The organism is Brucella rhizosphaerae, from assembly GCF_002252475.1.
In the GTDB taxonomy this organism is placed as follows: domain Bacteria; phylum Pseudomonadota; class Alphaproteobacteria; order Rhizobiales; family Rhizobiaceae; genus Brucella; species Brucella rhizosphaerae.
In genome coordinates, this window is record NZ_NNRK01000033.1 from 89,133 (window position 1) to 116,111 (window position 26,979).

A 26,979-nucleotide genomic window follows, 5' to 3' on the forward strand; every position below is an offset into this window, starting at 1 on the left:
TGGCCATGTACAGGATGATCAGGCACCGCGCCTGAATATAATCTGAACACCCAATTTCTCACGGCTCTTCTCAGCTTTTAGAGAAAATCCATAAAAAGCAAAGATGCTTTCCCTATGACACTGGTGACTTCGGCCAAAATTTGTCGAAATCACCAATAGTCGGGCTCTAAAGCAAAAAAAGCGGCCCAAAGGCCGCTTTTTCCGGATTAGGTTCATGCTACTTGCTGAAACTTAGCTACCAGCGCCGTTGAGAACGGTAACGGCACGGCGGTTCTGAGACCAGCACGAATTATTATCACAAACAGCGATTGGACGCTCGTTACCGTAGGAAACGGTACGCATACGGCTGGTTGGAACACCACGAGCTGAGAGGAAGTCGCGGGTTGCTGCTGCACGACGCTGGCCGAGCGCAAGGTTGTACTCACGTGTACCGCGTTCGTCGGCATGGCCTTCGACGGTGATCGAGTACTGCGGATAACGCTGCAGCCACTGAGCCTGCTTCGACAGCGTCTGCTGTGCATCGGCGCGGATCAGCGAGGAATCGAGATCGAACAGAATACGGTCACCGACATTCACGGTGAAATCCTGCGACGAGCCGGGCGTTGCAGCGCCGCCAGCCAAGCCAAGATCACCGGCATTGTTCGGAAGGTTCTTCTTGGACGCACAGCCAGCAACGGCGAGCGTCATGAAAAGGGCAATAGCGATAGGGCTACGTGCGATCGACTGGAAACGGCGCATGGGCCGGAGCTCCTTAAGATTTGATGTTCCTGCGTAACCAACCAATAATCATATTTAGGTTAAGGCAGGCTCAAGAAGTATGGTTAACAATTTGTTTCGGCCAGATGCAAACCGGTTTTCCCCGGCAGCAATTCTTTTTTAGCCAGTGATGGCTAAATGCGGCAGAAACACGGCTCAACGAGCTTGATTATGGCAATTTGCCATAAAAAAGGCGCGAAACATGCGTTCCGCGCCTTCCAACGTCTTAACTTAACCCCACAGACTACTCGAGTAGCGGCGACCATGCAGGGTCGGAACCGAAATTCGGGGTCTGGATCTGGCGTTCGTTGCGACCAGTCAAATCAATCGTAAAGAGCCGTGGACCACCGGCACCTGCTGCCTTGCGGAAGAACATCAAGACACGACCATTCGGAGCCCAGGTCGGACCTTCGTTGTGGAAGCCTGAAGTCAACAGACGCTCACCCGTACCATCGGTCTTCATGACACCGATGGAGAACTGACCCTGCGACTGCTTTGTGAAAGCGATCAAATCACCACGTGGCGACCAGACTGGTGTCGAATAGCTGCCGTCACCCGCCGAGATACGGCGCGGATTGGACCCATCGGCGCCCATGACATAGAGCTGCGGACGTCCACCACGGTCAGATGAAAATACGATCTGCGAACCATCTGGCGAATAGGATGCACTGGTATCAATCGCCTGGCTATTGGTCAGACGCGTCGTGGTGCGGTTACGCAAGTCCATTGTATAGACGTTCGCGCTGCCGTCATCCTGCAGAAGGCTCATAACCACCTTCTGACCGTCAGGCGAAAAGCGCGGTGCAATCGACATGCCCGGGAAATTACCAACGAGTTCACGTTGACCGGTTTCAAGCTGCAACAGGTAAACGCGCGGCTGACCACCAGCAAACGACATGTAAGTCACTTCCTGACGATTAGGCGAGAAACGTGGCGTCAGCGCCATATCGCGGCCATCGGAAAGATAACGCACATTGGCGCCATCCTGATCCATGATTGCCAAACGCTTGACGCGCTTCTGTGCTGGACCGGATTCATCAACGAAAACAATCCGGGTATCAAAGTAGCCCTTTTCACCGGTCAGACGCTCATAAATCGCGTCCGCGATGATGTGCGCAACACGACGCCAGTTATCCGGCGTTGTGAAAAACTGCTGACCAATCAACTGCTGACCACCAAAAGTATCCCAGAGGCGGAATTCAGCCTTGAGCCTGCCATCCGGCTGCTTGGTGATACGCCCCGTGACCAATGCCTGCGCATTGATGACTTTCCAATCTTCAAAACGCGGTGTTGCGTCAGGGTTGGAAATCTTTTCAATGAATGCGTTCTTGTTGATCGGCGCGAAAAGGCCCGACCTCTCAAGATCTGCGGCAATAACCGACGTAATATTCGCTCCCAGCTGATCAGCCGAAAGAAAATCGGTGATAGCAACCGGTAATGGCTCGACCACACCCTTGTTGATGTTGATTTCCACCACCGCGCGAGCAGGCATGGTAGCCACAAGGCTTGCAGCAATCATACAGGCGAAAGCCGAAAAAACCGTCCGGATCTTTGTTTTCATGATGCCGATTTTCATGTCTTTAGGGACCTCTTTTGTCCTTGACCTTATTGAGGGGCCTTAATCGATGGGCCTCATTTAGGCATTCGTTAGGATTGACCAGCAAGGCTGATCAGAACATTTCGCTCGGGTCGAAGTTGACGATCACTTCCGACCATGAATCATATTTGTCTGCTGGCAGGTTGTATGGTGCGCAACGAGCCACAGCGCGCTTGGCACTTTCAGCTGCAGCACGGCCTACGCCATCACCACCACCGCCGGATGTCACCTCAGGAATCCCCTGAATTGAACCGTCCTGGTTAAGATGCATCTTCACCGTCACGACAAGCCCGGGCGCATCCGCCACACCGGCAGGTACGTTCCAGCACTTGGAAATCGCGCCACGAAGGGCATCCATTTCATTCTGGCTCAGCTTGGAGCCGCCAGTATTCTTCTTGCCGCCCAGCGATGCCTGATCGGTTGAGCGCTTTGCACCTCCGCCAGACGCCTTCTGCTTGTTGAGAAGTGCTGCTACCTCATCAGCAATCGCATCATTCTTCGACTGTGACGTCTGAGAAGCAGTCTGGGACTTCTTCTGATCTTCCGTGGGCTTGCGATCCGGTGTCTTGGCCGTCTGCGCCTGAGGCGGTTTTGGTTTTGCCTGCGGTGCCGGAACATTGTCCGGCAGTTTCGGCGTTGTCTGGTCCGGCGCTTCGGCCTGCTTCTCAATGGCTTCCGCCACGGGATCAGGCTTCACTTCCTGCTTTTCTTCAGGCTTTGTCTGCATTTCAGTCGCAGGAACCGGCGTCGGCTTATCCTGCGGCTTAGGGTCAGGCTTAGGATCTGGCTTCGGCTCTGGTTTCTTGACCGGCTCCGGCTGTGCCTTGGGTTCCTCAGCTGCCTCAATTGGCTTGGCCTTGTTTTCGGGCCGTGGCGGTGTTTGCGTATCAACCTCCTGATCGCCGATATTCTGGGCGTCAGGCGTGGTCTGGGGCTTTTTCGTCGGAACAGGAGCCGACTTTTCCTTCATTGGTGCCGTTTTATCGCCCTGCTGAATCTGGGTAATCGATTCGATTGGAACGATGTCGACCGGAAACGACTCCGAATCCTGCACGTCGAATGCCTTCGGCGAGGAAAAGGAGAACAGCCCCAGCGCGATAACGACGGTATGGAGCGCTACAGAAGATGTCAGGCCAGCCTTCATGATGGCGTCAGCTATCCTGCTCCTGGAGTGTCACAAGGCCGATATTCTTGAAACCGGCGGCGGAAATGCGAGCCATGACCTTCATGACAGTACCGTAATCGGCAGACTTGTCACCGCGTACGAAAATGCGCTCTTCGTAACCGGTCTTGGCAATCGCCTGAAGTTTGGCAACAACTTCATCAAGCGGAATTTCAGTTTCCTGCAGATAAATCTGGCCTTCGCTGTTCACCGAAACGGTGATTGGCTGCGTGTCGGCATTCATGGCTTTTGCCTGCGTATCCGGCAGATCGATAGGCACGCCGACCGTCAGAAGCGGGGCTGAGACCATGAAGATGATAAGCAACACCAGCATCACGTCCACGAACGGCGTAACGTTGATTTCACTCATCAATGCCTTCTTGCGACCACGCCTGCGGCGTCCGCCCGACTGCATTCCCTGATTTCCAACCGACATGCCCATTGCAAGTTTCCCGAAGGCTTGATTTCAACTGTTTTTACTGGAGCGTATTAGCTACGCGGCGTCAGCTTCTCATCAATTTGGCGCGACAGTATGGCAGAGAACTCATCTGCAAACCCTTCAAGCCGCCCATTGACCTTACCTGCATCACTCGAAAGCTTGTTGTAGGCGATAACAGCAGGGATAGCGGCAAGCAGACCAATGGCAGTTGCAAGCAGCGCTTCCGCGATACCCGGTGCCACGACCGCAAGGTTGGTGTTCTTCGACGCCGCAATTGCCTGGAACGACGTCATAATACCGACAACCGTACCAAAGAGCCCGATAAACGGTGCAGCAGAACCAATTGTCGCCAGAAAGCCGAGGCGTGATTCCAATTTGTCACTCTCGCGCGCCAAAGCCACATCCATGGCCTTGTCGATACGCATCTGAAGTGCAATCGGGGAGCGCGCACCCTTCTCAAATGACTTTTTCCATTCGCGCATGGCAGCCATAAAAATGGAAGCCATACCGGTCGTCCGGCGATCATTGAGAGTGCGGTAAAGTTCTTCCAGTGACTGCCCGGACCAGAATGCCTGCTCAAAGCGAGCAATGGCGCTACGCGCCCGTCCGTAAGCAACGATTTTGTCCACGATGATAGCCCAGGTCCAGACCGAGGCGACCACGAGACCAAGCATAACCAGCTTAACGACCCAGCCCGCCTGCATAAACAGGCCCCAGAGGGTAATATCGGCGGCAGGGGCCGCAAGCGCAACATTTTCCATCGATCTACCGTCCTCGAATCCAAACGCCCGGCCTCTTGACCGGGCGGCATCGCAAATTATTCAAGAAACGTCCGTTTCCGAACGCCCCAACCTGCGCAGCTTTATTTTTAGAGCGCCGTGCGTTCCATGGAGCGCACAAAGGACGCTCTAAGAACTTAAGTTATGCATAGTTCCTTGAACTGGCTTCAATTCAGAGAACTATGCGAAAGCTTTTGCACACCCTGACGGATATGCTGACGCTCTACGCCACAACCGCCATTCCGGATTTCAACTTTAAATCCTCACAGCGCTTTTTACGGTTAATTTTGGTGAAAGGAAGGCGCTACGCTTCAACCCGGCCCTTCAACCGATTCCGTCATCGTGATTAATGGAATATTATGGTTAAAGATGCGTTAGCATTTACCGAGAAGACGTCCTTGCCCGTTAATTATTGCAGGAGCCCTCAGAAAATCAGTCGGCCTTCGTGAAAGCTTCACGCCATTCATCCGGGATACGACGCGGATGACCCTGCTTGGTGATCATCACCGCCTCGACCCTGGCTTCCGACAGCAGGCGCTCGCCACAGGTGATCTTCTGGGCCATGATAACGCGTGCACCGCGAATCTCGCTCACACGCGTTTCGATCAGAATGAGATCATCCATTCTCGCAGGCGATTTATAGTCGATCTCCATACGGCGAACGACCCAGACCATCTCTTCGCCCAGCGCGCCTTCGGCAAGCTCGATATGGTGAACATCCTGAAGTCGGAGAAAATCGGTGCGGCCACGTTCATAAAATTCGAGATAGCGGCCATGATAGACAAAACCGGAGAAATCGGTGTCAGCATAATAGATGCGTGCATAGAGATGGTGCGCACCATCCTTCAATTCGCCCGAAACAGATTGCGCTGCGGCTTGGTCGATTTTACTCATCACTCGTCTTCCGTGATCATTCGCCTTCGGTGAAAAGTCCGAACTGCGACTGCTGCACCACCTCGGCCGGTGCTGCCAGCCCCATATGCTGCCAGGCAACTGCGGTCAGAACACGCCCGCGTGGCGTGCGCTGCAAAAAGCCCTGCTGAATCATATAGGGTTCGATGATGTCTTCAATGGCATCGCGTGGTTCAGACAGCCCCGCTGCTATGGTTTCGATACCAACTGGCCCGCCACCGAAATTGCGCGCAATCATATCAAGATAACGCCGGTCAAGCTGATCAAAGCCACGATTATCGACTTCAAGCCGCGACAAAGCCTCATCGGCAATCTTGCGGTCGATAATATCAACCCCGGCGACCAGCGCAAAATCGCGAACGCGCCGTAACAGTCGGCCTGCAATACGCGGCGTCCCACGCGAACGGCGCGCAACTTCCAGCGCACCATCCGGTGAAATGCCCATCTGCATGATGCGCGCACCACGGCGCACAATATATTCGAGTTCTTCGACCGTATAGAAATTGAGCCTTACCGGAATGCCGAAACGATCACGCAAAGGCGTGGTCAACAGGCCCAGACGCGTCGTTGCTGCAACGAGCGTAAACTTCGCCAGATCAATCTTAACAGACCGCGCTGCCGGTCCCTCACCGATAATGAGATCAAGCTGGAAATCTTCCATCGCCGGATAGAGAATTTCTTCAACTGCCGGGCTTAAACGATGAATTTCATCAATGAAGAGCACGTCCCGGTCTTCAAGATTGGTGAGAAGTGCGGCCAGGTCGCCGGCCTTCGCAATCACCGGGCCGGAAGTCGAACGGAAATTGACACCGAGCTCCTTGGCCATGATCTGCGCGAGCGTCGTCTTGCCAAGCCCGGGAGGTCCGACGAAGAGAACATGATCGAGCGCTTCACCGCGAACCTTGGCAGCTTCGATAAAAACTTTGAGATTGGCACGCGCTGCTGCCTGCCCCACAAAATCATTCAGTGTTTGCGGGCGCAATGTGCTGTCGGCGTCTTCGCCACGCACGTCAGCATCAATAAGAGGATTACGGTCGCTCATGGCTCCCTCCTCGCATGAACGCTGAAGTCAGGCAAGTATCTCACCGTGACAGCTCCTTCAGCCCGAGGCGGATAAGCTTGGCCGAATCGGCCTCATCACCGGCTTCCCTCAACGCAGCAGCCACCGCATTCGCCGCCTGATCGCGCGAATAGCCAAGATTGGAAAGCGCTGACACTGCATCTGTTACAGGGGCCGAGGCAGCACCTGCGCCCAGCTCCTGCTTGAGACCGATGGTACCGCTTGCATCACCAGCAAAGGCAGGTGCCTTGTTCTTCAATTCGGTCACAATGCGCTCGGCCACTTTTTTGCCAACACCTGGCGCCCGCGAAACCATCGCGATGTCTCTGAGCGCAATTGCATTGGCAAGTTCAGGTGGTGTTAGGGTACCAAGCACGCCAAGCGCCACTTTGGCACCCACGCCCTGCACGTTCTGCAACAGGCGAAACCATTCGCGCTCGAGTTGCGATCCGAAACCAAAAAGGCGGATCATATCCTCGCGCACGTAGGTTTCGATAAACAGAATGGCTGCCTCGCCTGCACCACCCAGATTACCCAGCGTACGCGCTGAGCAAAAGGCAACATAGCCGACACCATGCACATCGATGACGACATGATCCTCAGCAATTTCATCGATCACGCCCTTAAGCTTGCCGATCATTTGAGTGCTACCCCGCTAAAAGCGCATACCGAAGAGTGTCAAACTATATTCGGGACCAGATGCGCGTGAACTCAAAATTCCAGAACATGTCTCCCAAAAACTGGAACCGGTGTTGGGAAGCATGCGTAAAAACAAATGGAAGAGTGTTCGGACCTCAACCAATCAGGTTGCAGCGCGTTCTAAGAGCGCCTGCATCCTGCGTGCACTCACAATGCTTTGCCGGTGATGCGCATGACATATGGCAATGGCGAGCGCATCGGCGGCATCGCTCGTATCAAATGTTGCGCGCGGCATCAGAACCTTCACCATCATATGAATTTGCTGCTTTTCACCATGACCAACACCAATCACAGCCTTCTTGACAGCATTGGGTGCATATTCAGCAACCGGAAGACCAGCCTGTGCCGGTGCCAGCAGCGCAATTCCGCGCGCCTGCCCGAGCTTCAGCGTCGCTGTCGCATCCTTGTTGACGAATGTATGCTCAACCGCAGCTTCATGCGGCACGAATTCATGAAGAACTTTAGAAAGCCCCTCATGCAGCTGACAAAGCCGCGAAGCCAGATCCATTTCGGCATTCGAGGTCACAGTACCCGAAGCGATAAAATGCAGGGAATTTCCAAGCGATTCAACAACGCCCCAACCGGTACGGCGGAGCCCTGGATCAATACCAATGATGCGAATCGTTTCTTTCATAAGTGAACCCTATCCTCAGACAGGTTCACTTGACAGTACAAAAGTGAACAAAAGAGAAACATATGCGCCAGAAAGCGCGTATGAATTCGCTATCAGGAAGCGCCGAAAGCCGTCTTAAGCAGAACGATCTGGTCAGAAACCGGATTGCCACGCGGTGCTGTTTGCAGGGAAACGACTTCACCATAGACATTGCGATCCATGCGACGGACGCGCGCCTGAAGGCGGATCGAACGTTCGATGAGTTCAATGAATGCGAATGGCAGTTCATTCCAGCCCGTCGCTACATCACCAGCCGAAGGCGTATCAAGACGAACTTTCGCCTTCTCGGCCTCTACCTGCTGGCGAGACATTTCACCATTGCGGGCAGCGCGCTGCAACAGAAGCCACGAAGCGACCTGCATGAGACGAGTGGTCAGGCGCATCGATTCGGCGGCATAAAGCGTTGCGGCAACGCGTGAGAGATTGCGCGCTTCTTCACGGCCCTCACCGTCGAGATAGCTTGCAGCTTCCTCGACCATATCCATGCCTTCACTGTAAATCGGCTTGAAGGAATCCGAGAACACCATGCGTTCAGCAAGGCTGATCATGTTACCCGGCATCTGTCCCTGTTCGCTAATCACTGCTCTGCCACCTTACATGACCACACAACGGGCGGTCATTCTGTTGCTCACATCCTCGTTAAAGAATGCGAATGAAATTACTGAACCGCTGTTCGACCATGAGGAGAGCTGGGACGGAACAGCTGCATTAGACAAGTCCACGACAAACTGCACCTTCATGCACGGTCGCGCAAGTTTATGTTTAACGTTCAGTTAATATTTTTCGGCAGTTTTAAACAAAGCGTGAAAAGCCTTGAGCGCGACGGCAGTTCGAGTTTTCCTGATTCGCTGGGGTGTTTGCACGTTCAGGAGCCACAGAACTTGCTCTCACTGTGCTTGTTTCTTGCTGTTTCGCACGGAAACCGGCTCCCACTTTCCTGCAACAGCTCTAAAGCGCATAAAAAAAGAGCCGCAAAGGCGGCTCTCAGGAGTTTAACAGGGAGGCGTCAAACAAAGTGGCTAAACCACTCGGTAAGAATCCAGCCGAACTGGATGTAAACCATTTAACGCCGTTAAGATTAATGAAGAGTTAATATCACGGACGAACTGTGGAAAAATCATCATTCAGATACCGCGCCTCGAACAAAAAAGCCGCCCGAAGGCGGCTTTTAAAATAGGCTTTTTAAACGCGCTGAAGCGCAGGCTTCGAGGTCGGCTTCAGGTTTGATGTAACCGGAACCTTGGAACCCTCTGCCGTCGCAGGCTTTGCTGCTGGCTTCTTTCCCCAGCCGATGGTGGGCAGCCACTCGAGATAATAAGCAAGGGCAAACTGCATCACGACGCCCGTCGCAATCAACAGCGTATCATATGGCAGGCCGCCCGGATTAATCAGCTTCATGACCTGTGCCACCATCGCCAACAGCGTACCGGCGATAAAGACCGGCAGCGAATGCTTGCCCAGAATGGCCAGCGGATTATCCGGAGCCGTACGGGCAATACTGTTTAACGTTGGCACAACAGCAATCAGGTAAGCCATTGCAAGAACATGCAGAAGACGCGGAGCAGACAGGAAAGTCTTGTCAAAGCCAGTCAGCACTGCAGGCATGCCCATCGACGCATCAATACCCCAAAGCGGGATACGAACCCAGGCGAGCGAGAGAACCAGAAAGCCCACTGCAGCTGTGATCATCGCAGGATGTGCAGGTAGTTTGCCGCCGCGACGCACATAGATCGTTCCGGCAATACCGATCGCAAACAGAAACTGCCACGACAGCGGGTTAAGGAACCAGACGCCATCCGTTGGGTAATTGATCGGCGCAACACGATAGAGGCCTGAGAGCAGCCAGATGACACCCGATACACCAAGCATCAAAGACAGGCTGAAACGCGCAAGCAGCAGCAATAGCGGCGTCATAAGAAGCATGACTGCATACATCGACAGAATATTATTGTAGCCAAGCTGATGTCCCAGCGTGACCAGCCCCAGGAGAGCCTCAACCGGCTGTTTGACCAGCGGTCCGATATTGATCTGGGTGAGAAGCTCACGATGCTTGAGGAAAATTGCGGCGGCGGCAAAAATACCAATCGTCGCAAGCGTCGTCATAATATGCGCCGTATAAAGCACACAGGCACGACGCCACATTTTCAACGTCAGCACGAGACGATTGCCAGACGTAAACTTACCGCCATAGGCCAACGCAACTGCCATGCCTGAAATCAGAACAAAAGCTTCGGCAGAATCAGAAAAGCCGAGATTTTTGTGCGTGAAGTGCTCATAAACCGTACCGGGTACATGATTGATGAAAATCGTAAGCAGGGCCAAAGCGCGGAACACGTCGATGCGTGTATCGCGAACCTTTGGCACTATTTTCGCCGTTTCATTCGTCATTTCGCCTGCCTGCCGTTTGTTTTTCGTCTGCAATAGCGCAGCACTCATTGCCGCTTATATAACTGGTAATTCCGGCGGAACCCGGTTGGTTCCAATCAACTTTCGTTCCAGTGGATAACATAATGCCAACAAGTAGCTCCCACGCGCCTCTATAAAGGCACGTCAATGCAAAGGGGCTGTTCAACGAACCCCTCTTACTTTATGCCCGAATTCCATCAACATTTTTCGCTAGGTTTGGTTTATGAACGCGCCAACTGCTACAAAAGATAACGAACGCTGCCGCCTTTTGCTGGTTGCACCACCACTTGCAGATGGTGATGCACTCGCAAAACTCCTGTCAGCAGCGCTTTCAGGTGGCGATGTTGCAAGCGTGATTCTCGACGGCAGTGGTCTGGATGAAGCGACTTTTCAGGCATCTGCTCAAAAGGCTGTTGCAATTATCCAGGATAAGGGCGCAGCCGCAATCATTCTCAATGATACGCGTATCGCAGGTCGTGTCGGCGCCGATGGCATTCACATTGAAGGCAAGGCAGCCGAGCTTGCAGAAGCCATTGAGAAGCACACACCGAAATTCATCGTTGGTACGGGCAATCTTCGTGATCGTCATGGCGCGATGGAAATTGGCGAACTGCAACCCGACTATGTTTTCTTTGGCAAAGTAGGTGCGGATAACAAGCCCGATGCTCATCCACGCAATCTGGCATTGGCTGGATGGTGGGCTGAACTTGTCGAGATTCCAAGTGTCGCACAGGCTGGCAATACCGTAGAGAGCGTCATTGAAGCAGCCCAGACCGGCGCTGATTTTGTAGCTCTTGGCCGTGCAGTCTTTGAAGCAGAAGACCCAGCAAAGGCCGTAGCAGAAGCCAACCGGCTTCTTGATGAAAATGCCCCTCGCTTCGAAAACTAAATCCGCCAAGGTTTTGTACGCCCCCATGAAGAGCAAAATTCTTCTCGCCACCGCTTTGATCTTTGTTGCATCCGCTCCTGTTGCAATGGCTGCAAGCGCACCGGCAGACGTGCAAAAAAATCATGACGGCAAAAGTGACAAGCCTGCAGACAAGCCAAAGATGCTGCCGCAGCCAGCGACGACAAATACCCTGCCCGTCATTGATCCGAGCAGATTTGGCGACAAACCTGCCGATGAGGCTTTTGGCGCGTATCAGCGCGGGCTCTATCTGACAGCCTTTAATCTCGCCAAGCCGCAGGCAGAAAAGGGTGACCCGGCATCGCAAACCCTTATCGCGGAAATCTATGCCCGCGGGCTGGGTGTGCCTGCCGATCAGAAAAAGGCTGCCGAATGGTATGCAAAGGCTGCTGATAATGGCGTCAATGAAGCAGAGTTTCGCTATGCCGCCTTATTGCTTCAGGGCCGTTACATTAAGAAAGATGCCGCCAAAGCCACAGCGTTGATGCAAAAAGCTGCCGAAGGTGGCAACGCGATGGCGCAGTTCAATTACGGCCAGCTTGTCATGATGAGAGCGTCTGGCAAGGCTGGAATTGATCTGGCATTTCCATGGTTTGAAAAGGCGGCTGCAGCTAAACTGCCCGACGCAGAATACGCAGTCAGCCAAGTTTACGCCAACGGCACTGACAAAATAGCAAAAGATGACAAGAAAGCGCGGGAATATCTGCTTCTTGCTGCTCGTAAAGGCTATGACACCGCTCAATATGACCTTGGGCGCTGGCTGATCGAAGGCCGTGGCGGCGAGCGAAATTATGAGCAGGGTTTTGGCTGGATCCAGATTGCTGCCCAGCGCGGTATGGTCTTGGCACAGGCATGGCTCGCCCGCCTTTATCGCGATGGAATCGGCACTGACGGCGATCTTGTGAAATCCGCAGCCTGGTACGTTATCGCGCAGCGCGCCGGTTTCCATTCGCCAGACCTCAATGACATGATGGACGGCCTGTCAGACGATCAGCTCAAGGAAGCAATCCAGACTGCTAACAATCTGCGCGTCCGGTAATATCTCCCATTGTCGATGTTTTAAAATGCAAAAAGCGCGTCACCTGAAGTGACGCGCTTTTGTTTTGCATTTCAGGCCAGACAGGGTGTCTTACTGGCTTTCGTAGGCTTTTTTACCGGCATCATAGACGTAAGTCTTCGCATCACCAGCGCCAAGCTCACGTGTCTTGTCCGGAGCAGAAATCGTCGTACCGCTGAAATTGACAACCAGTTTCGGCATATCGGACTTGCCATCAGGAGCAAAAGTCACCTCTCCCAAATTTGATATGCATGGCATGACTTCACCATCGGAACAGGCCGCACCATTGTCCTCACCCGCCATGAGATAGCCGACACGGGTCCATGACTTGTCGAACGCAAACACATCATAGCCATTGTAAGACGTGCCGCGGTCGAAACCCGCAATAGGAATCGCCAGTATCAGCTTGCCCGCTGGCGTCCGATGTTCCAACGCTTTGCGATTGGTATCAACCTCATCAGGCTTGTCATAAGAGCCCATCGCACCGATATCACGCGCGGCATGTTGGAGCGTCCATGAGCCATCGGAAAGCGTGAAGGTAGCTTCAGACAGATTAACCTGCGCGCCCGGCCCCGGTTCAGTCTCACCGGAATCACCCTGTTGTTCGCGGCTTTCCCAGGCAAAACCAGTAAAGTACTGTTTTCCTTCCAGCTCAAACGCATGGCCGGACCAGTAGGTCGCCGTTATTCCTTTTCCGACGTCATAGGAATCGGAGCCATCGCCTGCAACCTTGTAGATCGACTTTAAAACCGTTGCAGCGTCAGGCTCTGAAACTGCAGCGCCGCTCTGATGTGCGCTGACTGTCGGTGAGGCGGCTGCCGCAAAAACCGGAACGGACACAACCGCAAAGGTGGAGACCAACAAACCTGCCACAGCAGAACGAACATATTGACGGCGAAAAGCAGGCAATGCCTTCACAATGGTTCTCATAAGCCTCTCCATAATGTGTGCAAGTAACACGAGAACGGGTTGCCGCATCTTGCCCGTTTGAGAAGACAAAATGACCGCGACAAACCAGGTCTCCTCCGATCCCGCACGGGGAACTCGTGTTCGGACATAGGGCAGATTCCGGCATCAGGCCACAAGAAATTGCGGTAAAATACAACGCGACGCGATCGAAACGGCCGGAAAAATACTCGTCCACATGGCAAAGTTGACGCTAGTTATTGCACTCAAAATGAGCTGAATGCTCGCTCAGGCTTGCACAAAGCCTCATTTTATGGTCTTGGAGACCCGATTATCGTGGTTCGAGTTAAAGATGGACGCAACCCCCGAAATAAAGCGGGAGATTGCCTTTCTGTCGTGATGCGCCGGGCCGCAACAGTTTTCACATTTATTCCCGGATTAAGCTCATGAAGATCAATGGTAACGAAATCCGCCCCGGCAATGTCATCGAGCATGATGGCGGCCTGTGGGCTGCGGTCAAGACCAATGCGGTCAAGCCCGGCAAAGGTGGCGCCTATAATCAGGTTGAACTGAAGAACCTCATCACCGGCACCAAGCTCAACGAACGTTTCCGCGCTGCTGAAACTGTTGAGCGTGTCCGTCTGGAACAGAAGGACTTCTCGTTCCTCTACGAACAGGGCGAAGCGCTGATTTTCATGGATACCGAATCCTATGAACAGCTCGAACTTCTGAAAGATTTCGTTGGCGACCGCGCTGCCTTCCTTCAGGACGGCATGATGGTCACCGTTGAACTCTACGAAGAAAAGCCAATCGGCATTCGTCTTCCAGAACAGGTAACCCTTGCAATTGTCGAAGCTGATCCAGTTGTAAAAGGCCAGACCGCTGCTTCTTCCTATAAGCCAGCTGTGCTTGAAAACGGTATCCGTATCCTCGTTCCGCCATTCATCGCATCTGGCGAACGCGTCATTGTTGATACTACCGAACTGACATACATCAGCCGCGCTTAATCACGCCTATCGACATGCGGCGCTTGTTTCAGGTGCCGCATGTTTTGTCGTAGCCAGAACAAATATTTAGAGTGATTCCTCTGATTCATTCAAAATTGGAAATGCTCTCGGTTGCGACTGTTCTTTCTCAGATTACTCAATTCCCCGATTGTTTTCAGACGTCTTCGCGTCCGAAACATCAAGATATCTACTAAAACTGTGTGATCCAGCTGGAAGCCACGTTTCGGGATCACGCCAAAAAGGATAAAAGAAATGGCCCGCTCAGCCCTTCTCAATGTCATGGTACAGGCCGCAATGAAGGCCGGCCGCAGCCTTGCGCGCGACTTCGGCGAAGTCCAGAACCTACAGGTTTCCCTCAAAGGTCCCGGCGACTACGTCAGTCAGGCTGACCGCAAAGCGGAAAAGATTATCTACACGGAATTGAGCCGCGCCCGCCCGGATTTTGGCTTCCTGATGGAAGAATCGGGTGAGGTCGAATCCAAAGACGGTCAGCATCGCTGGCTGGTCGATCCACTCGATGGCACCACCAATTTCCTTCACGGTATTCCGGTTTTCGCAGTCTCTATCGCTCTTGAGCGTCAGGGACAGATTGTTGCTGGCGTTATCTACAATCCGGCCATGGACGAGCTTTACACCGCTGAACGCGGTGGCGGCGTGTTCCTCAATGATCGCCGTCTGCGTGTTGCAGCGCGCAACAAGCTGGTCGATTGCGTGATCGGTACTGGCATTCCACATCTGGGTCGTGGCCAGCACGGCCACTACCTCATCGAACTGCGCAATGTCATGGCCGAAACGGCTGGTATCCGTCGTATGGGCGCCGTTGCCCTTGATCTGGCCTATGTTGCAGCAGGCCGTCTTGATGGTTTCTGGGAAGATGGCATGCATCCGTGGGATCTCGGCGCAGGCATGCTGATGATCCGCGAAGCTGGCGGTTTCATCTCTGACAAGAATGGCGGTCAGGATATCTTCGGTACCAAGACCATTGTTGCTGGCAATGAAACCATTCACAGTGCATTGTTGAAGACGATCAAGAAGCCAATCTAAAGAAACGGCTTCGCAGTTTTATCGTAACCGCCTTTAAGCGAGCGATTGATTTTATAAGATATGCAAACAAAGCCGAGCGATTTATCGCTCGGCTTTGTTCTTAATTCAGTGTGCTGGACTGGTTCACTTAGATCAAGAAATATCCTAAGTATAAACCGCCTAGTTATTAACCAAGCTGCCCCAACGCCTTACCAATAGCTTCAAGTATCTGACCAAGAATCTGCCACCAATGCATATTACTACCCTCATCTATAAAAAAAACACAAACAATAAATAACAAAACTAATAAATTTAAAAATAACAATAATTTATTGAATTTATAGTAGCAATTTTTATATAAAAACAAACATCATCTGAATTTATAATTGCTACCGATATTACTATAAAACTATACTTCACAATCAGCCTTTGGCCTCATCGCAAGGCTGACAGCCCACGTCATAAAGCTGTGCAATTTTCTTGTTTCAGATGATTCCGCTTCATGAACTAATGAAGTAGGATTCTGTTTGAGCACCCGACCATGGAGCATAGACGCATGAGCGATTTGAGACTTTCACGGGAACGACTGGACGATGCACGGGATTATGACCCCTACCGCCTGAGCAGCCCGAGAATCGTCATTCTCTCCATGGTGATCTTTCTCATCATCGTCGCCTTCCTGGCAGCGGTGCTCATGCGGCAAATCCATACATTCTTCGTTACAAATCCCGGTCTCAACGGTCTGATTCTCCTTGTATTGCTGGTCGGCATTCTGCTGGCCTTCGGTCAGGTGTTGCGCCTGCTTCCGGAAATCAGGTGGGTCAATTCCTTCCGCGACGGCGAACGCGACGGAGCCACGCGCCCACCTGTGCTGCTTGCTCCCATGCGTGCGCTCATCGGACGCAGACAATCCATGGCGCTCACGACGGTATCGATGCGATCGATCCTCGATTCGATTGCCACCCGCCTCGATGAAAGCCGCGATATATCGCGCTATCTGATTGGCCTTCTCGTCTTTCTCGGCCTGCTCGGCACTTTCTGGGGTCTGCTTGAGACTGTCGGCTCCATCGGCAAGACCATTCAGTCACTTGACCCAAGTTCGGGGAGCACAACAGATGTGCTCGATTCGCTCAAAGCCGGCCTGCAAGCTCCACTGTCAGGCATGGGAACAGCATTCTCATCCTCGCTCTTTGGCCTGTCCGGCTCGCTCATTCTGGGTTTCCTTGATCTGCAAGCGGGTCGTGCGCAGAATCGTTTTTATACCGAACTTGAAAACTGGCTTTCATCGGTAACAGACCTGAATTCCGATCTGACGCCCGAAGATAACCTTGGCGGCATTCGTAACCTCGCTGAACACGTGCAAAACCTGCAAGGCGGTGAAGCCTCAAGCCAGCGCACGTCAGCAGCACTCGCCAATCTGGCTGAAGGCATTCAGGGGCTTGTAAAAAGCATGCGCAGCGAACAGCAAATGATGCGCGACTGGGTCGAGAAACAGGCAGAAGAACAGAAAGCTATCCGCGAAACGCTCGATCGTCTCAACAAAGCCATCAGCTCGAAAGCTGCCAATGAGCGGCCAAACGACAGCAAGCGGCCGGAGTAAGCATCATGGCACTTGCTCGTAACCGCCGTCCGCAGCGTCATGTCGATTACTGGCCGGGCTTTGTTGACGCGCTGACGACCCTGCTTCTGGCCATCATGTTCCTGCTGACCGTCTTCGTGCTGGGGCAGTTTTTGTTGAGCCGCGATGTCGACAGCAAAGACACCGCGCTGGCACGCCTCAACAGCCAGATACAGGAACTGACGCAGCTTCTGTCCCTGGAAAAAAGCAACTCGCAGGACATGCAGGATACGATTGCCAATTTGCAGGCCTCCCTATCCGGGGCAGAGAGCGAACGTTCCCGCCTGCAAGCTTTGCTGAACGAAGGAACCGGTGCAGGTGCTGCAGCAGAAAAACGTGCTGGAGAACTGAGCCAGAACCTTGATGCAGAAAAACAGGTCAGCGCACAGGCACTTTCACAGGTAGAACTGCTCAATCAGCAGATTTCCGCCCTCAGGCGCCAGATTGCAGCACTGGAAGATGCGCTCAATGCCTCCGAATCGCGGGACCGCGAGTCGAATGCCAAGATTGCCGATCTCGGGCGCCGCCTCAATGTGGCGCTGGCACAGCGGGTGCAGGAACTTAACCGCTACCGCTCAGATTTCTTTGGCCGCCTCAGGGCGATTCTTTCCGACAAGGAGAACATCCGCATTGTCGGTGATCGATTCGTGTTCCAGTCGGAAGTGCTTTTCCCAACAGGCTCCTCTGATCTCAATCCTGCTGGTCAGGAAGAAATGAAAAAACTCGCCGATGCGGTTATTACGCTCAATCAGGAAATTCCGGATGATATAAACTGGATCCTGCGCGTCGATGGTCATACCGATAACGTGCCGCTCGCAGGCACCGGGCGCTTCCGTGACAACTGGGAACTTTCATCTGCACGTGCAACGGCTGTGGTCAAATATCTGATCGCCAATGGTGTTCCCGCCAATAGGCTTGTCGCAGCGGGCTTTGGCGAGTACCAGCCATTGGATAGTTCCGACGCGCCGGATGCACGTGCCAGAAACCGCCGTATCGAACTTAAACTGACAGAGCGATAAAGCTAAAGCGCATCCTGAAAGAGCCAAAGGGCTTTCGGGATGCGCAAAAAAAGAATCAGGAAGGGCTTTTAGCCCTGCTTATTCAGATACCAAAGGCTCCCGCCCCTGCTTCAAATTGCAGCTTAGCGAGGCGCGCATAAATGCCGCCCTTTGCAACGAGAGTCTGATGCGTGCCTTCTTCCACAATCCGGCCCTTGTCGAGCACCAGAATACGGTCGGCTTTAAGCACCGTCGCCAGACGATGGGCCACAACGAGCGTTGTGCGATTTTCCATCAGCACATCAAGCGCCTTCTGCACCAGCATTTCGCTCTCCGCGTCCAGTGCTGATGTTGCTTCATCAAGCAACAGAACCGGCGCGGCGCGCAGTATAGCGCGTGCTATGGCAATACGCTGGCGCTGACCACCGGAAAGGGTGACACCGCGTTCGCCGACTTCAGTATCGTAACCCTTATCCAATGCCAGAATGAAATCATGCGCCAGGGCGGCCTTCGCGGCGGCTTCAATGTCGGCATCGCTCGCACCGGGTCTGCCAAAGCCGATATTCTCACGGATACTGGTTGCAAATATCGCAACATCCTGTGGCACCACAGCAATGCGCGCACGCACAGCGACAGGGTCGGCTTCCGGCAATGCCACACCGTCCATCAGCACTGCACCTGCCTGTGGGTCGTAATAACGCATCACCAGCGAGAAGATTGTGCTTTTCCCGGCTCCAGACGGACCAACAATCGCAACCGTCTCACCGGGCTTTACAGTAAAGCTCACACCATTCAATGACGGAGCATCCGGGCGTGTCGGGTAAGAGAAGTGCACCGAATCGAAGCTGATTTCGCCCCGCGGTGGCTCCGGCAAGGCCACAGGCTTCAACGGTGCGGCAATATCAGGATCTTCATCCAGTATTTCTGCAAGACGCTCTGTGGCACCGGCTGCCTGCGCGAGTTCACCACCCACTTCCGAAAGCGCACCAAATGCGCTGGCTGCAAACACAGCATAGAGAACAAACTGACCCAGCGTACCTGCGGTCATGGTGCCTGACAGCACATCACGCGAACCGAACCATAATACCGCGACAACACTTGAGAAGATCAGGAAAATCGCGAACCCGGTCAGGATTGCACGTGCCTTGATCGAAGATCGTGCGGCCTGATAGGCCTTTTCAACAGCACCTGCAAAGCGACCCACAACCATGTTTTCATTGGTGAAGGCCTGCAAAGTGCGCATGGCACCGATTTGTTCGCTCGCATAGGCGTTGGCATGTGCAAGCATATCCTGTGTCATACGCGAACGACGACGCACGGAACGACCAAAAGCAATCAGCGGAATAACAATCAGCGGAATAGCCGCGATCACCAAGGCCGACAGTTTCGGACTTGTGACCATCATCATGATGAGCGCGCCGATGCCCAGAATAAGATTTCGCAGTGCAACGGAAGCGGTCGCGCCAACGACCGACTTGATCTGCGTGGTATCGACAGACAGACGCGAAACAATCTCGCCCGACTGCGAGCGATCAAAGAATTCCGGCGAAAGGCTTGTGACATGTGTAAAAACAGCATTGCGCAGATCGGCCACCACGCGCTCGCCCAGCGAGATCACAAAGAAATAGCGAAGGCCAGAAGCAACAGCCAATACGAGCGCGAGCGCGACCAGCATACCGAAGTAATTGTTGACGAAGATCGCATTGGCGCCCGTGAAGCCGTGATCGATCATCCGGCGCACAGCCACAGGAACCGCAAGCGTCGTCACGGCAGCCAGAACCAGCGAGAAAAGCGCGCCTACAACCAGAATCTTGTAGCGTGAAAGGAAGGGAACCATACGCTTCAGAGGCTTCAGCGAGCGGCGTTTACGGCCTTCCTGTGCATCGAAATCGGGATTCATGCGAATTTGACTGTCTCTGCTGGCCATTCTTGAGATTGCGCCCTTGTTATTGCTGTGCGCCTGATGTATAGGCTCGCCAACCCTTTTGGAAGCCGTTGCCTGCAAGTAACGGGTCTTCATATCTGCCATTGGGCGAAAGTGCCGCAGTTTCAAACATTAGAGCTGGGCTTTTCTCCCCAGACGTTCAGGATTGAGAAGATGAAAGCCGATATCCATCCCGACTACCACACCATCAAGGTCGTGATGACCGATGGCACTGAATATTCAACCCGCTCTACCTGGGGCAAGGAAGGCGATACGATGAATCTCGATATCGATCCATCCACGCATCCAGCATGGACCGGTGGTTCGCAGACCCTGCTCGACCGCGGTGGCCGCGTAACCAAGTTCAAAAACCGTTTCGGCAATCTCGGTATCTAATACCGTCATTGATGAACTTACGAAAAACCTCGCTCCGGCGGGGTTTTTTGTTGCTGTTTTTAAAGTACGAACAAGCGCTATAATCTTTGCTTCAAAGATGATCAAAGCGTCCTTTGTGCGCCCTTAAGGACGCTCTCACTTCTTTAATCTGCGCATCGCGCTTTCCAGAAATCGATCCCGGTTTTTGGCCGATGCTGTATTGGAAGTCATGATGGAGCGAGCACTTTCCGATATCCTGATTACCGGCACATCTCACGTGGGCAAAACCACATTTGCCCGCAGGCTTGCTGACGAACTTAGATGGAACATCCTTTTGACGGATGATCTTGCCCGCCATCCCGGGCGTCCATGGCCCACAGTCCGTCCCGCCATCGCCGAATATTATGAACGCCTGTCATCAGAGACGATTCACTGGTTTTTGAAAGTGCATCATCAAAATATCTGGCCGGTCATCAGGCGAAAAATCGAAGATGAAATCCGTGCCGGAAGGCCATTCATCTTTGAAGGCTCAGCGTTACGCCCGGAATATCTTGCGACGCTCAATCCTGCTTTCACGGCCCGTATCTGCCTTTATGCGGAAGATGGCTTTCTTGAAGAACGAATGCGTCGCGAGGCGGGCTACAGCAGGGTCGAAGCACCTCATCAGTCCATAACAGACAAATTCATTGAGCGCTCGCTTCGTGAAAACATCGAGATGCAAGCCGCCGCACAAACTCACCATATGAAATTGGTAAGCGTGGCTGATACCGGCGCAATGGATGCGCTATATGAGGACTTATTGCGGCAAGCCGCCCCCAACTCTTCAGCATAATAAAAAACTCCCGGACTGGCCGGGAGTTTTCAAATCCAAAACTAAAAGCCCAAATCAGGCGCTCAGCTTTTCCATGATTTCTTCGCTGACTTCGAAGTTCGTGTAAACGTTCTGCACGTCATCGTCGTCTTCAAGCGCATTGAGCAATTTGAGCACAGAGCGCGCCTTTTCCTCATCAAGCTCAGTATTGGTCTGTGGCTTCCAGATCGTCTTGATCGATTCGGCTTCCCCCAAAGAGGCTTCAAGAGCCTTGGACACATCACCGATATCCTCAAAGGCGCAGAGGATCACATGCTCCTCCTCGCCCGACTGAACGTCATCAGCACCAGCTTCGATAGCTGCTTCCATGACCTTGTCGGCGTCGCCGACCGCGGCCTTGTAAACAATTTCGCCAACGCGATCGAACATGAAAGACGCAGAACCGGTTTCACCCAGCGCACCGCCCGACTTTGTGAAGGCAGCACGAACATTGGAAGCGGTACGGTTGCGGTTGTCAGTCAGAGCTTCAACGATGACCGAAACACCGCCCGGGCCACGACCTTCGTAGCGCACTTCATCATAGTTTTCGCCGTCATTGCCGGCGGCCTTCTTGATGGCGCGTTCGATATTGTCTTTCGGCATCGACTGCGCCTTGGCGTTCTGAATTGCCAGACGCAGGCGCGGATTCATCAATGGGTCAGGTAGACCCTGCTTGGCCGCAACAGTAATTTCGCGTCCGAGCTTGGAAAACATTTTCGACCGCACGGCATCCTGGCGCCCTTTGCGGTGCATGATATTTTTAAACTGTGAATGGCCAGCCATGGCACCCCTGTTCTGTTCTAATGAAGCGCACGGAGAAAGCGTCACATGAGAATAGGGCAGGCCACAGCTCGGGCCACCGTGCTTTCCGTGCAGAATGCGCGCGTTATAAGGAATTGAGCCTCATTCGTCCAGCAAAAGCGCTGAATTGGTAATTCCTATGTCAATAAAGCACTTAAGCCTCGACGTGATGCAGCAAACAATATTATCTATAAAATCATGAATCAGCGCTCCAGTGACACTCCCGGCGAAACAATAACCGCCCGCATCAGCCGTATCCTTGCGGACCGTATTATCGCAGGCGAGATCGAGCCGGGCACCAAGCTGCGCCAGGATCATATTGCTGAAGAATTTGAGACCAGCCATGTGCCGGTGCGCGAAGCTTTTCGACGACTTGAGGCTCAAGGGCTTGCTGTGTCGGAACCGCGCCGGGGTGTGCGTGTCGCATCGTTTGATATCAGCGAACTCCATGAAGTTGCTGAAATGCGGGCCGCACTTGAAGTGTTGGCGCTGCGCCACGCCGCTCCGCATATCACCCGCGCCACACTCGATGCCGCAGAGCAAGCAACTCTTGAAGGCGATAAATCGCGCGATGTGAAGAGCTGGGAAGATGCGAATCGTCGTTTTCACCGATTGATTCTCGCCCCCTGCAATATGCCTCGCCTGCTCGCGGCGATAGACGATCTCCACGCAGCCAGTGCACGTTTTCTGTTTGCAACATGGCGTTCTGAATGGGAAACACGGACTGATCACGATCACCGTGCAATTCTGACCGCGCTCCGGCAAGATGATGTCGATGTTGCCGCCACGATTCTTGCCCGCCATGTGCAGTGGATTGGCCATCGCCCGGTCAAGACTGCTTCCGGCAAAACCCGCGATTCCTTCGCTATCGTCGGCTGACCATTTAAAATCACAGCTATGAATCTTCCAGTTTCCGGGCGGCTTGCGCCTTAGGGCTGGCGATTTATATATTTTATTAATTTCGCCCTTGCCAAACGCCGCCTTTCGCCTGAATTTAAATAGATCGAATCTTAATTTTATCTATAATTTGAGGAAGCCATGGCAAGCATCACGCAACCACGCGCAACGTTCAGCCCACTCAATCTGGAATCCCGTTCACCGGCAATGCGTCTTGCAGCCGTTGCATTCGGCACATTGGTGCTGGCGATTACATCACAAGTCGCCGTGCCAATGATTCCGGTTCCAATCACGCTGCAGACACTGATCGTCCCGCTGATTGGTGCGCTGTATGGCTGGCGTCTTGGCCTTATCACCGTTCTGGCATGGCTCGGTGAAGCCATGATTGGCTTGCCAGTTCTGGCTGGTGGCGCTGGTGGTATTCAGCATTTTGCTGGCCCGACAGCTGGCTATCTCGTCTCGTTTCCGATCATCGCAGCAGTGACCGGTTATCTGGCAGAACGCGGCTGGAACGGTAAGCGCGTCGGCCTTGCTTTCGTATCGTTTCTCGCTGGCAACCTTCTTTGCCTCGCACTCGGCGCAATGTGGCTTGCAGGCGCCATAGGCATTGAAAAGGCTGTGGCCTTCGGCGTCACACCATTCCTCATCGGTGCGCTCATCAAGTCGGCGCTCGGTGCTGCTATTCTCAAAGCTGCCGCACGATAACGCAGACAAGACAAAGCCGCCCTTTTAATCAAAGGGCGGCTTTTTAATTTCAGAGCACAATCACTGCTTTCGCCTGCGCCGTGCCAGCATGTTGAGCCCTTCAACCAGTGCCGAGAAACCCATAGCTGCGTAAATATAGCCCTTTGGCACGTGGAAACCGAAGCCATCGGCAATCAGCGTCATACCGATCATCAGCAGGAAGCCCAGTGCCAGCATCACAATGGTTGGATTGTTGGCAATGAACCGCGACAGCGGATCAGCGGCAACCAGCATGACGGTAACGGCAGCGAGCACCGCAATGACCATGATTGCAATTTCATCGGTCATACCGACAGCGGTAATGATCGAATCGACCGAAAACACCAGATCAAGGATCAATATCTGCACGATGGCAGCACTCATCGTCAGCTGAACGACTTTGCCACCGATATTGTCCTTACCGTCTTCCGGATCGACCGTGTGATGGATTTCCTTGGTAGCCTTCCAGACGAGGAAAAGACCACCAGCGATCAGAATAATGTCACGCCAGGAGAAACCATGATCGAAGGCGTGGAAGACCGGCTCTTTAAGCTGCACGATGATCGAGATCGTAAACAGCAATGCCAGACGCAGAATGAGCGCTGCACCAATACCAATACGCCGCGCTTTGGATTGCAGCTCGGCGGGAAGCTTATTGGTCAGAATCGATATGAAAATAAGATTGTCGATGCCAAGGACGATTTCCATCGTCACCAGCGTGATCAGTGCGGCCCATCCGCCCGGGCTTGAAAGAAATGCCAGATGCTCGGCAAAAAACTCCATTGAGTCGTGTCCCCTTACGAAAGCTCATCGCAAGGAAATAGGAACTCCGCAGAAGCGTTCAACGGGCGGCGGTCGCCTATCTGCAATCAGCCACCCGATTGACGATAACTTCGTAAATCAGCACAAAATGAAGCGTTATTTCCAGAACGACGGAATGGTCTCTTCAAGCCTTGCGCCAATGCGCAATGGAGCCACTTTTTCGGCAAGACCCGTGCGGTCAGAAATCTCTATCCCGACACCGCAAATTGTCGCTGGGCCGCTGGCTGCTTCAAAACGGCCTTTGGGTACTTTCGACAAGAAGCGATTGAGCGGCTCTTCCTTGTCCATGCCAAGCGATGAGTCATAATCGCCACACATGCCTGCATCAGACATATAGGCCGTACCATTGCGCAAAATCTGGCAATCCGCAGTCGGCACATGGGTGTGCGTTCCAACAACAGCACTGGCCCGGCCATCGACAAAGTGGCCGAAGCATTGCTTCTCGCTGGTTGCTTCCGCATGGAAATCGAAGAACACGGCATCCGCCTGTTCACCAAGCGGACAGGCTTCAAGGATCTTCTCAGCCGCGATGAAAGGATCATCGAGATCCGGATGCATGAAAACGCGACCCATCACATTGGACACAAGCACGCGTGCGCCATTTTTCGCAATGAAGAGTCCCTCACCCTTGCCCGCCGTCCCTTTCGGAAAATTAGCGGGACGCAGAAAACGGTCTTCACGTTTGGAGAAGTCCAGCGCTTCACGCTGATCCCATACGTGATTTCCTGTCGTCACCACATCAGCACCGGCGCGGATCGTATCGTGAAAAATTTCTTCGGTTATGCCGAAGCCGCCAGCGGCATTCTCACCGTTGACGATCACAAAATCCAGCTTGAGATCGGAGATCAGCCCCGGCAGCTTTTCATAGACCGCCGTGCGCCCCGACCGGCCCACCATATCACCAAGAAAAAGTAATCTCATAAATGCGTCTTTATCAGCCCTGATTGAATGAGCGCAAGCCAGTCTCGGTCAGTATCTGGTGAAGGGCGATGTCGTGCGGCTCATTGGGCACATGTGCCACTTCCTGACAGTCAAACGCCATGCCCACCAACAGCGGTTCCAGACCACGCGCGGCAAAGCGCGCCAACGCCCGATCATAATGTCCGGCACCATAGCCCAACCGGTGACCACGGCTGTCAAAGCCAGCCAATGGCATAAGCATGATGGCCGGATCGACCAGCGGAGCATCTTTGTCCGGCCCCATGGTGCCGAAGCCCGTCTGAACCAGTTCCGCATCGGGTAGAAATTCACGGAAGGCGATCGTCTCCTTATCGAGCACTACAGGCAGACAAAGCCTCACACCTTTTTCACGCATGAAAGACAATAACGGACGCGGATCGATTTCTGAGCGAATAGGCCAATAGCCAGCGATCATCATGCCTTTGAGAGCGACGATAGCCGTTTCGGCCTTTTTAGCTGCGGACAAGGAAGCCTCATAGCGAAACCGCGGATCAAGCGCATCGCGGCGCGAAAGCACCGCACGCCTCAGCGCCTGCTTGTCATCACCCTGATGCTGTCCATTATCGTTCATTACAGCGCCCTCCAGTTACTTTGCCAGTGGACCCGGAATGGCGGCATCCGTCAAGAAGCAGCTGCAATCCGTTCTGAACGATCCCGTATGACTTTCAGCACAACACCATGAAAATCGTTGAGAAACACCTTGCCCCACCAGTCACAATAGAAATTGATCGGCGTCGCAATCTGGTAGCGGGTGGTGAGTGTGAGGCGTGTATGACCGTTGGGCAAAGGTTCAAGGCGATAGTCGCCATTGGCGAGTTTCAGATAGGCGCTGTTCACATCAATATGAGCCTCGACCGCTGCGGGGATCGAATCGGAGGAAAACCGGAAATCCCACGCCAGAAGTCTGTTTTCTTCCCAGCGCGTCACGATTTCCTGAAATTTGACACCCCGCGTCCATTCAAGCTGACGCACGGCACCAACTCCCGTTCCCTCAAGGCGTGCATCCACCGGCTGTGGAACGCCGACAATACCATGGCTGAATGTCCATGACAGTTCGTCCTGACGAACATTGCGAATCTCGGCAGTCTGTTGCCAGACGACTTCCGGCGTTGCTGCAATATCAATGATTGTTGTCACGGCGCCATCATGCGGCTCATAATTCAGCAAAGGTTCGAACGGAAAAAACAACAACGGCAGCGCGATAACCAACATTGTGGAGCGCGGCGTGCGAAATCGGCGAATAAGCGACAGCGTTATCCAGGAACCAAGTGCGGAAAAAACGCAGAAAAATGGCGAGGCCATTATAACGCAGATGCCACCTTCTCTGAAGCCAACCATGCTGACAACAACAAGGCCGCCGATAATCATCCAACCCATTCTCACATGGCGCCAGAGGCCTTTTTCCGCACGTGGATCGTTCAGGCTGGAAGCAAGGCTCGATATCGCCATCGGCAAAAGCATAAGCCCGCCGATGAACGGCATCCATTCCCGCGCCGCATTTACCCAGATGAGGATATAGAGCAATAGTCCGTAAGCAGCCGCCACGGGAACCGCAACACGCAAACGTTCAAAAAAGCCGGGTGAATCTGGAAGAGAGGATGTCATCTAAAAACGCACATATCTTTGAA

The 26,979-nt window shown here is 53.4% G+C and carries 28 protein-coding genes; 10 read left to right on the top strand and 18 right to left on the bottom strand.

Features of this window, described 5'->3' with window-relative positions; translation table 11 throughout:
• Window positions 1-231: 231 nt before the first annotated feature.
• The 11 genes from pal to CEV32_RS16330 form a co-directional block, all read right to left on the bottom strand.
• On the bottom strand, window positions 232-738 hold the full coding sequence (gene pal / locus CEV32_RS16280) for a peptidoglycan-associated lipoprotein Pal (RefSeq protein ID WP_094578174.1): 507 nt from the start codon (window positions 736-738) through the stop codon (window positions 232-234).
• A gap of 262 nt (window positions 739-1,000) precedes the next feature.
• Window positions 1,001-2,332 carry a Tol-Pal system beta propeller repeat protein TolB gene (gene tolB, locus CEV32_RS16285; RefSeq protein WP_094578175.1) on the bottom strand — a complete coding sequence of 444 codons (1,332 nt, stop codon included), beginning with the start codon at window positions 2,330-2,332 and terminating at the stop codon, window positions 1,001-1,003.
• Window positions 2,333-2,426: 94 nt separating this feature from the next.
• Window positions 2,427-3,497, bottom strand: a complete 1,071-nt coding sequence (locus CEV32_RS16290; RefSeq protein WP_094578176.1) for a cell envelope integrity protein TolA — start codon at window positions 3,495-3,497, stop codon at window positions 2,427-2,429.
• 7 nt (window positions 3,498-3,504) lie between these two features.
• Window positions 3,505-3,957: a protein TolR gene (gene tolR, locus CEV32_RS16295; RefSeq protein ID WP_024895713.1), complete on the bottom strand. Its 453-nt coding sequence runs from the start codon at window positions 3,955-3,957 to the stop codon at window positions 3,505-3,507.
• 47 nt (window positions 3,958-4,004) lie between these two features.
• Window positions 4,005-4,715 carry a protein TolQ gene (tolQ, locus tag CEV32_RS16300; protein WP_094578177.1) on the bottom strand — a complete coding sequence of 237 codons (711 nt, stop codon included), beginning with the start codon at window positions 4,713-4,715 and terminating at the stop codon, window positions 4,005-4,007.
• Between the two features lie 450 nt (window positions 4,716-5,165).
• A complete protein-coding gene (gene ybgC, locus CEV32_RS16305; protein WP_094578178.1) occupies window positions 5,166-5,627 on the bottom strand; it encodes a tol-pal system-associated acyl-CoA thioesterase in 462 nt (153 codons plus the stop codon).
• Between the two features lie 16 nt (window positions 5,628-5,643).
• Window positions 5,644-6,687: a Holliday junction branch migration DNA helicase RuvB gene (ruvB, locus tag CEV32_RS16310; protein ID WP_094578179.1), complete on the bottom strand. Its 1,044-nt coding sequence runs from the start codon at window positions 6,685-6,687 to the stop codon at window positions 5,644-5,646.
• Between the two features lie 40 nt (window positions 6,688-6,727).
• The gene (gene ruvA, locus CEV32_RS16315) at window positions 6,728-7,345 is read right to left on the bottom strand and encodes a Holliday junction branch migration protein RuvA (RefSeq protein WP_094578180.1); all 618 of its coding nucleotides are present in this window, start codon (window positions 7,343-7,345) and stop codon (window positions 6,728-6,730) included.
• A gap of 162 nt (window positions 7,346-7,507) precedes the next feature.
• Window positions 7,508-8,038, bottom strand: a complete 531-nt coding sequence (gene ruvC, locus CEV32_RS16320; RefSeq protein ID WP_094578181.1) for a crossover junction endodeoxyribonuclease RuvC — start codon at window positions 8,036-8,038, stop codon at window positions 7,508-7,510.
• 92 nt (window positions 8,039-8,130) lie between these two features.
• Window positions 8,131-8,637, bottom strand: coding sequence for a protease adaptor protein RcdA (rcdA, locus tag CEV32_RS16325; RefSeq protein WP_094578182.1), 507 nt, complete (start codon window positions 8,635-8,637; stop codon window positions 8,131-8,133).
• 622 nt (window positions 8,638-9,259) lie between these two features.
• On the bottom strand, window positions 9,260-10,465 hold the full coding sequence (locus CEV32_RS16330; RefSeq protein ID WP_094578316.1) for an OpgC family protein: 1,206 nt from the start codon (window positions 10,463-10,465) through the stop codon (window positions 9,260-9,262).
• A 241-nt stretch (window positions 10,466-10,706) separates the two neighbouring features.
• Between CEV32_RS16330 and CEV32_RS16335 the strand changes: the two genes are divergently transcribed.
• Complete coding sequence (locus CEV32_RS16335) at window positions 10,707-11,372, top strand: thiamine phosphate synthase (protein WP_094578183.1); 666 nt, start codon at window positions 10,707-10,709, stop codon at window positions 11,370-11,372.
• A gap of 85 nt (window positions 11,373-11,457) precedes the next feature.
• On the top strand, window positions 11,458-12,429 hold the full coding sequence (locus CEV32_RS16340) for a tetratricopeptide repeat protein (RefSeq protein WP_235818843.1): 972 nt from the start codon (window positions 11,458-11,460) through the stop codon (window positions 12,427-12,429).
• 90 nt (window positions 12,430-12,519) lie between these two features.
• Here the strand turns inward: CEV32_RS16340 and CEV32_RS16345 are convergent, their stop codons facing one another.
• Window positions 12,520-13,377, bottom strand: coding sequence for a hypothetical protein (locus tag CEV32_RS16345; protein ID WP_208620864.1), 858 nt, complete (start codon window positions 13,375-13,377; stop codon window positions 12,520-12,522).
• Between the two features lie 422 nt (window positions 13,378-13,799).
• Here CEV32_RS16345 and efp point away from each other — a divergent pair, with 422 nt between their 5' ends.
• The 4 genes from efp (at window position 13,800) to CEV32_RS16365 (ending at window position 18,020) form a co-directional block, all read left to right on the top strand.
• Window positions 13,800-14,360 (top strand): elongation factor P, encoded by a 561-nt coding sequence (gene efp / locus CEV32_RS16350; protein ID WP_094578185.1) that lies wholly within the window; start codon window positions 13,800-13,802, stop codon window positions 14,358-14,360.
• Between the two features lie 252 nt (window positions 14,361-14,612).
• Window positions 14,613-15,404, top strand: coding sequence for an inositol monophosphatase family protein (locus tag CEV32_RS16355; protein ID WP_094578186.1), 792 nt, complete (start codon window positions 14,613-14,615; stop codon window positions 15,402-15,404).
• A gap of 535 nt (window positions 15,405-15,939) precedes the next feature.
• Window positions 15,940-16,983 (top strand): MotA/TolQ/ExbB proton channel family protein, encoded by a 1,044-nt coding sequence (locus CEV32_RS16360; protein ID WP_094578187.1) that lies wholly within the window; start codon window positions 15,940-15,942, stop codon window positions 16,981-16,983.
• Window positions 16,984-16,988: 5 nt separating this feature from the next.
• On the top strand, window positions 16,989-18,020 hold the full coding sequence (locus CEV32_RS16365) for a peptidoglycan -binding protein (protein WP_094578188.1): 1,032 nt from the start codon (window positions 16,989-16,991) through the stop codon (window positions 18,018-18,020).
• A gap of 82 nt (window positions 18,021-18,102) precedes the next feature.
• Here CEV32_RS16365 and CEV32_RS16370 read toward each other — a convergent pair whose 3' ends face one another.
• Window positions 18,103-20,028, bottom strand: a complete 1,926-nt coding sequence (locus CEV32_RS16370; RefSeq protein ID WP_094578189.1) for an ABC transporter transmembrane domain-containing protein — start codon at window positions 20,026-20,028, stop codon at window positions 18,103-18,105.
• A gap of 69 nt (window positions 20,029-20,097) precedes the next feature.
• Between CEV32_RS16370 and rpmE the strand changes: the two genes are divergently transcribed.
• Window positions 20,098-20,319 (top strand): 50S ribosomal protein L31, encoded by a 222-nt coding sequence (rpmE, locus tag CEV32_RS16375; protein ID WP_094505480.1) that lies wholly within the window; start codon window positions 20,098-20,100, stop codon window positions 20,317-20,319.
• A 211-nt stretch (window positions 20,320-20,530) separates the two neighbouring features.
• Window positions 20,531-21,130, top strand: a complete 600-nt coding sequence (locus CEV32_RS16380; RefSeq protein WP_094578190.1) for an ATP-binding protein — start codon at window positions 20,531-20,533, stop codon at window positions 21,128-21,130.
• 54 nt (window positions 21,131-21,184) lie between these two features.
• On the opposite strand, the gene CEV32_RS16385 is transcribed toward CEV32_RS16380, so the two are convergent.
• Window positions 21,185-21,931, bottom strand: a complete 747-nt coding sequence (locus tag CEV32_RS16385; RefSeq protein ID WP_094578191.1) for a YebC/PmpR family DNA-binding transcriptional regulator — start codon at window positions 21,929-21,931, stop codon at window positions 21,185-21,187.
• Between the two features lie 216 nt (window positions 21,932-22,147).
• Between CEV32_RS16385 and CEV32_RS16390 the strand changes: the two genes are divergently transcribed.
• Window positions 22,148-22,828 carry a GntR family transcriptional regulator gene (locus CEV32_RS16390; protein WP_094578192.1) on the top strand — a complete coding sequence of 227 codons (681 nt, stop codon included), beginning with the start codon at window positions 22,148-22,150 and terminating at the stop codon, window positions 22,826-22,828.
• 159 nt (window positions 22,829-22,987) lie between these two features.
• A complete protein-coding gene (locus CEV32_RS16395; protein ID WP_094578193.1) occupies window positions 22,988-23,551 on the top strand; it encodes a biotin transporter BioY in 564 nt (187 codons plus the stop codon).
• Window positions 23,552-23,611: 60 nt separating this feature from the next.
• Here the strand turns inward: CEV32_RS16395 and CEV32_RS16400 are convergent, their stop codons facing one another.
• From CEV32_RS16400 to CEV32_RS16415, 4 genes are all read right to left on the bottom strand, one after another.
• On the bottom strand, window positions 23,612-24,352 hold the full coding sequence (locus CEV32_RS16400) for a TerC family protein (protein WP_094578194.1): 741 nt from the start codon (window positions 24,350-24,352) through the stop codon (window positions 23,612-23,614).
• Between the two features lie 135 nt (window positions 24,353-24,487).
• The gene (locus tag CEV32_RS16405) at window positions 24,488-25,312 is read right to left on the bottom strand and encodes a TIGR00282 family metallophosphoesterase (RefSeq protein WP_094578195.1); all 825 of its coding nucleotides are present in this window, start codon (window positions 25,310-25,312) and stop codon (window positions 24,488-24,490) included.
• Between the two features lie 13 nt (window positions 25,313-25,325).
• Window positions 25,326-25,922, bottom strand: coding sequence for a 5-formyltetrahydrofolate cyclo-ligase (locus tag CEV32_RS16410; protein WP_094578196.1), 597 nt, complete (start codon window positions 25,920-25,922; stop codon window positions 25,326-25,328).
• A gap of 50 nt (window positions 25,923-25,972) precedes the next feature.
• Complete coding sequence (locus tag CEV32_RS16415; RefSeq protein WP_094578197.1) at window positions 25,973-26,956, bottom strand: SRPBCC family protein; 984 nt, start codon at window positions 26,954-26,956, stop codon at window positions 25,973-25,975.
• Window positions 26,957-26,979 lie beyond the last annotated feature (23 nt).

What these genes read in the sequence shown, in the direction of transcription:
- pal (WP_094578174.1), bottom strand. Translation starts at nt 738, where the DNA reads ATGCGCCGTTTCCAGTCGATCGCACGTAGCCCTATCGCTATTGCCCTT.
- tolB (WP_094578175.1), bottom strand. Translation starts at nt 2,332, where the DNA reads ATGAAAATCGGCATCATGAAAACAAAGATCCGGACGGTTTTTTCGGCT.
- CEV32_RS16290 (WP_094578176.1), bottom strand. Translation starts at nt 3,497, where the DNA reads ATGAAGGCTGGCCTGACATCTTCTGTAGCGCTCCATACCGTCGTTATC.
- tolR (WP_024895713.1), bottom strand. Translation starts at nt 3,957, where the DNA reads ATGGGCATGTCGGTTGGAAATCAGGGAATGCAGTCGGGCGGACGCCGC.
- tolQ (WP_094578177.1), bottom strand. Translation starts at nt 4,715, where the DNA reads ATGGAAAATGTTGCGCTTGCGGCCCCTGCCGCCGATATTACCCTCTGG.
- ybgC (WP_094578178.1), bottom strand. Translation starts at nt 5,627, where the DNA reads ATGAGTAAAATCGACCAAGCCGCAGCGCAATCTGTTTCGGGCGAATTG.
- ruvB (WP_094578179.1), bottom strand. Translation starts at nt 6,687, where the DNA reads ATGAGCGACCGTAATCCTCTTATTGATGCTGACGTGCGTGGCGAAGAC.
- ruvA (WP_094578180.1), bottom strand. Translation starts at nt 7,345, where the DNA reads ATGATCGGCAAGCTTAAGGGCGTGATCGATGAAATTGCTGAGGATCAT.
- ruvC (WP_094578181.1), bottom strand. Translation starts at nt 8,038, where the DNA reads ATGAAAGAAACGATTCGCATCATTGGTATTGATCCAGGGCTCCGCCGT.
- rcdA (WP_094578182.1), bottom strand. Translation starts at nt 8,637, where the DNA reads ATGCCGGGTAACATGATCAGCCTTGCTGAACGCATGGTGTTCTCGGAT.
- CEV32_RS16330 (WP_094578316.1), bottom strand. Translation starts at nt 10,465, where the DNA reads ATGACGAATGAAACGGCGAAAATAGTGCCAAAGGTTCGCGATACACGC.
- CEV32_RS16335 (WP_094578183.1), top strand. Translation starts at nt 10,707, where the DNA reads ATGAACGCGCCAACTGCTACAAAAGATAACGAACGCTGCCGCCTTTTG.
- CEV32_RS16340 (WP_235818843.1), top strand. Translation starts at nt 11,458, where the DNA reads ATGGCTGCAAGCGCACCGGCAGACGTGCAAAAAAATCATGACGGCAAA.
- CEV32_RS16345 (WP_208620864.1), bottom strand. Translation starts at nt 13,377, where the DNA reads ATGAGAACCATTGTGAAGGCATTGCCTGCTTTTCGCCGTCAATATGTT.
- efp (WP_094578185.1), top strand. Translation starts at nt 13,800, where the DNA reads ATGAAGATCAATGGTAACGAAATCCGCCCCGGCAATGTCATCGAGCAT.
- CEV32_RS16355 (WP_094578186.1), top strand. Translation starts at nt 14,613, where the DNA reads ATGGCCCGCTCAGCCCTTCTCAATGTCATGGTACAGGCCGCAATGAAG.
- CEV32_RS16360 (WP_094578187.1), top strand. Translation starts at nt 15,940, where the DNA reads ATGAGCGATTTGAGACTTTCACGGGAACGACTGGACGATGCACGGGAT.
- CEV32_RS16365 (WP_094578188.1), top strand. Translation starts at nt 16,989, where the DNA reads ATGGCACTTGCTCGTAACCGCCGTCCGCAGCGTCATGTCGATTACTGG.
- CEV32_RS16370 (WP_094578189.1), bottom strand. Translation starts at nt 20,028, where the DNA reads ATGGCAGATATGAAGACCCGTTACTTGCAGGCAACGGCTTCCAAAAGG.
- rpmE (WP_094505480.1), top strand. Translation starts at nt 20,098, where the DNA reads ATGAAAGCCGATATCCATCCCGACTACCACACCATCAAGGTCGTGATG.
- CEV32_RS16380 (WP_094578190.1), top strand. Translation starts at nt 20,531, where the DNA reads ATGGAGCGAGCACTTTCCGATATCCTGATTACCGGCACATCTCACGTG.
- CEV32_RS16385 (WP_094578191.1), bottom strand. Translation starts at nt 21,931, where the DNA reads ATGGCTGGCCATTCACAGTTTAAAAATATCATGCACCGCAAAGGGCGC.
- CEV32_RS16390 (WP_094578192.1), top strand. Translation starts at nt 22,148, where the DNA reads ATGAATCAGCGCTCCAGTGACACTCCCGGCGAAACAATAACCGCCCGC.
- CEV32_RS16395 (WP_094578193.1), top strand. Translation starts at nt 22,988, where the DNA reads ATGGCAAGCATCACGCAACCACGCGCAACGTTCAGCCCACTCAATCTG.
- CEV32_RS16400 (WP_094578194.1), bottom strand. Translation starts at nt 24,352, where the DNA reads ATGGAGTTTTTTGCCGAGCATCTGGCATTTCTTTCAAGCCCGGGCGGA.
- CEV32_RS16405 (WP_094578195.1), bottom strand. Translation starts at nt 25,312, where the DNA reads ATGAGATTACTTTTTCTTGGTGATATGGTGGGCCGGTCGGGGCGCACG.
- CEV32_RS16410 (WP_094578196.1), bottom strand. Translation starts at nt 25,922, where the DNA reads ATGAACGATAATGGACAGCATCAGGGTGATGACAAGCAGGCGCTGAGG.
- CEV32_RS16415 (WP_094578197.1), bottom strand. Translation starts at nt 26,956, where the DNA reads ATGACATCCTCTCTTCCAGATTCACCCGGCTTTTTTGAACGTTTGCGT.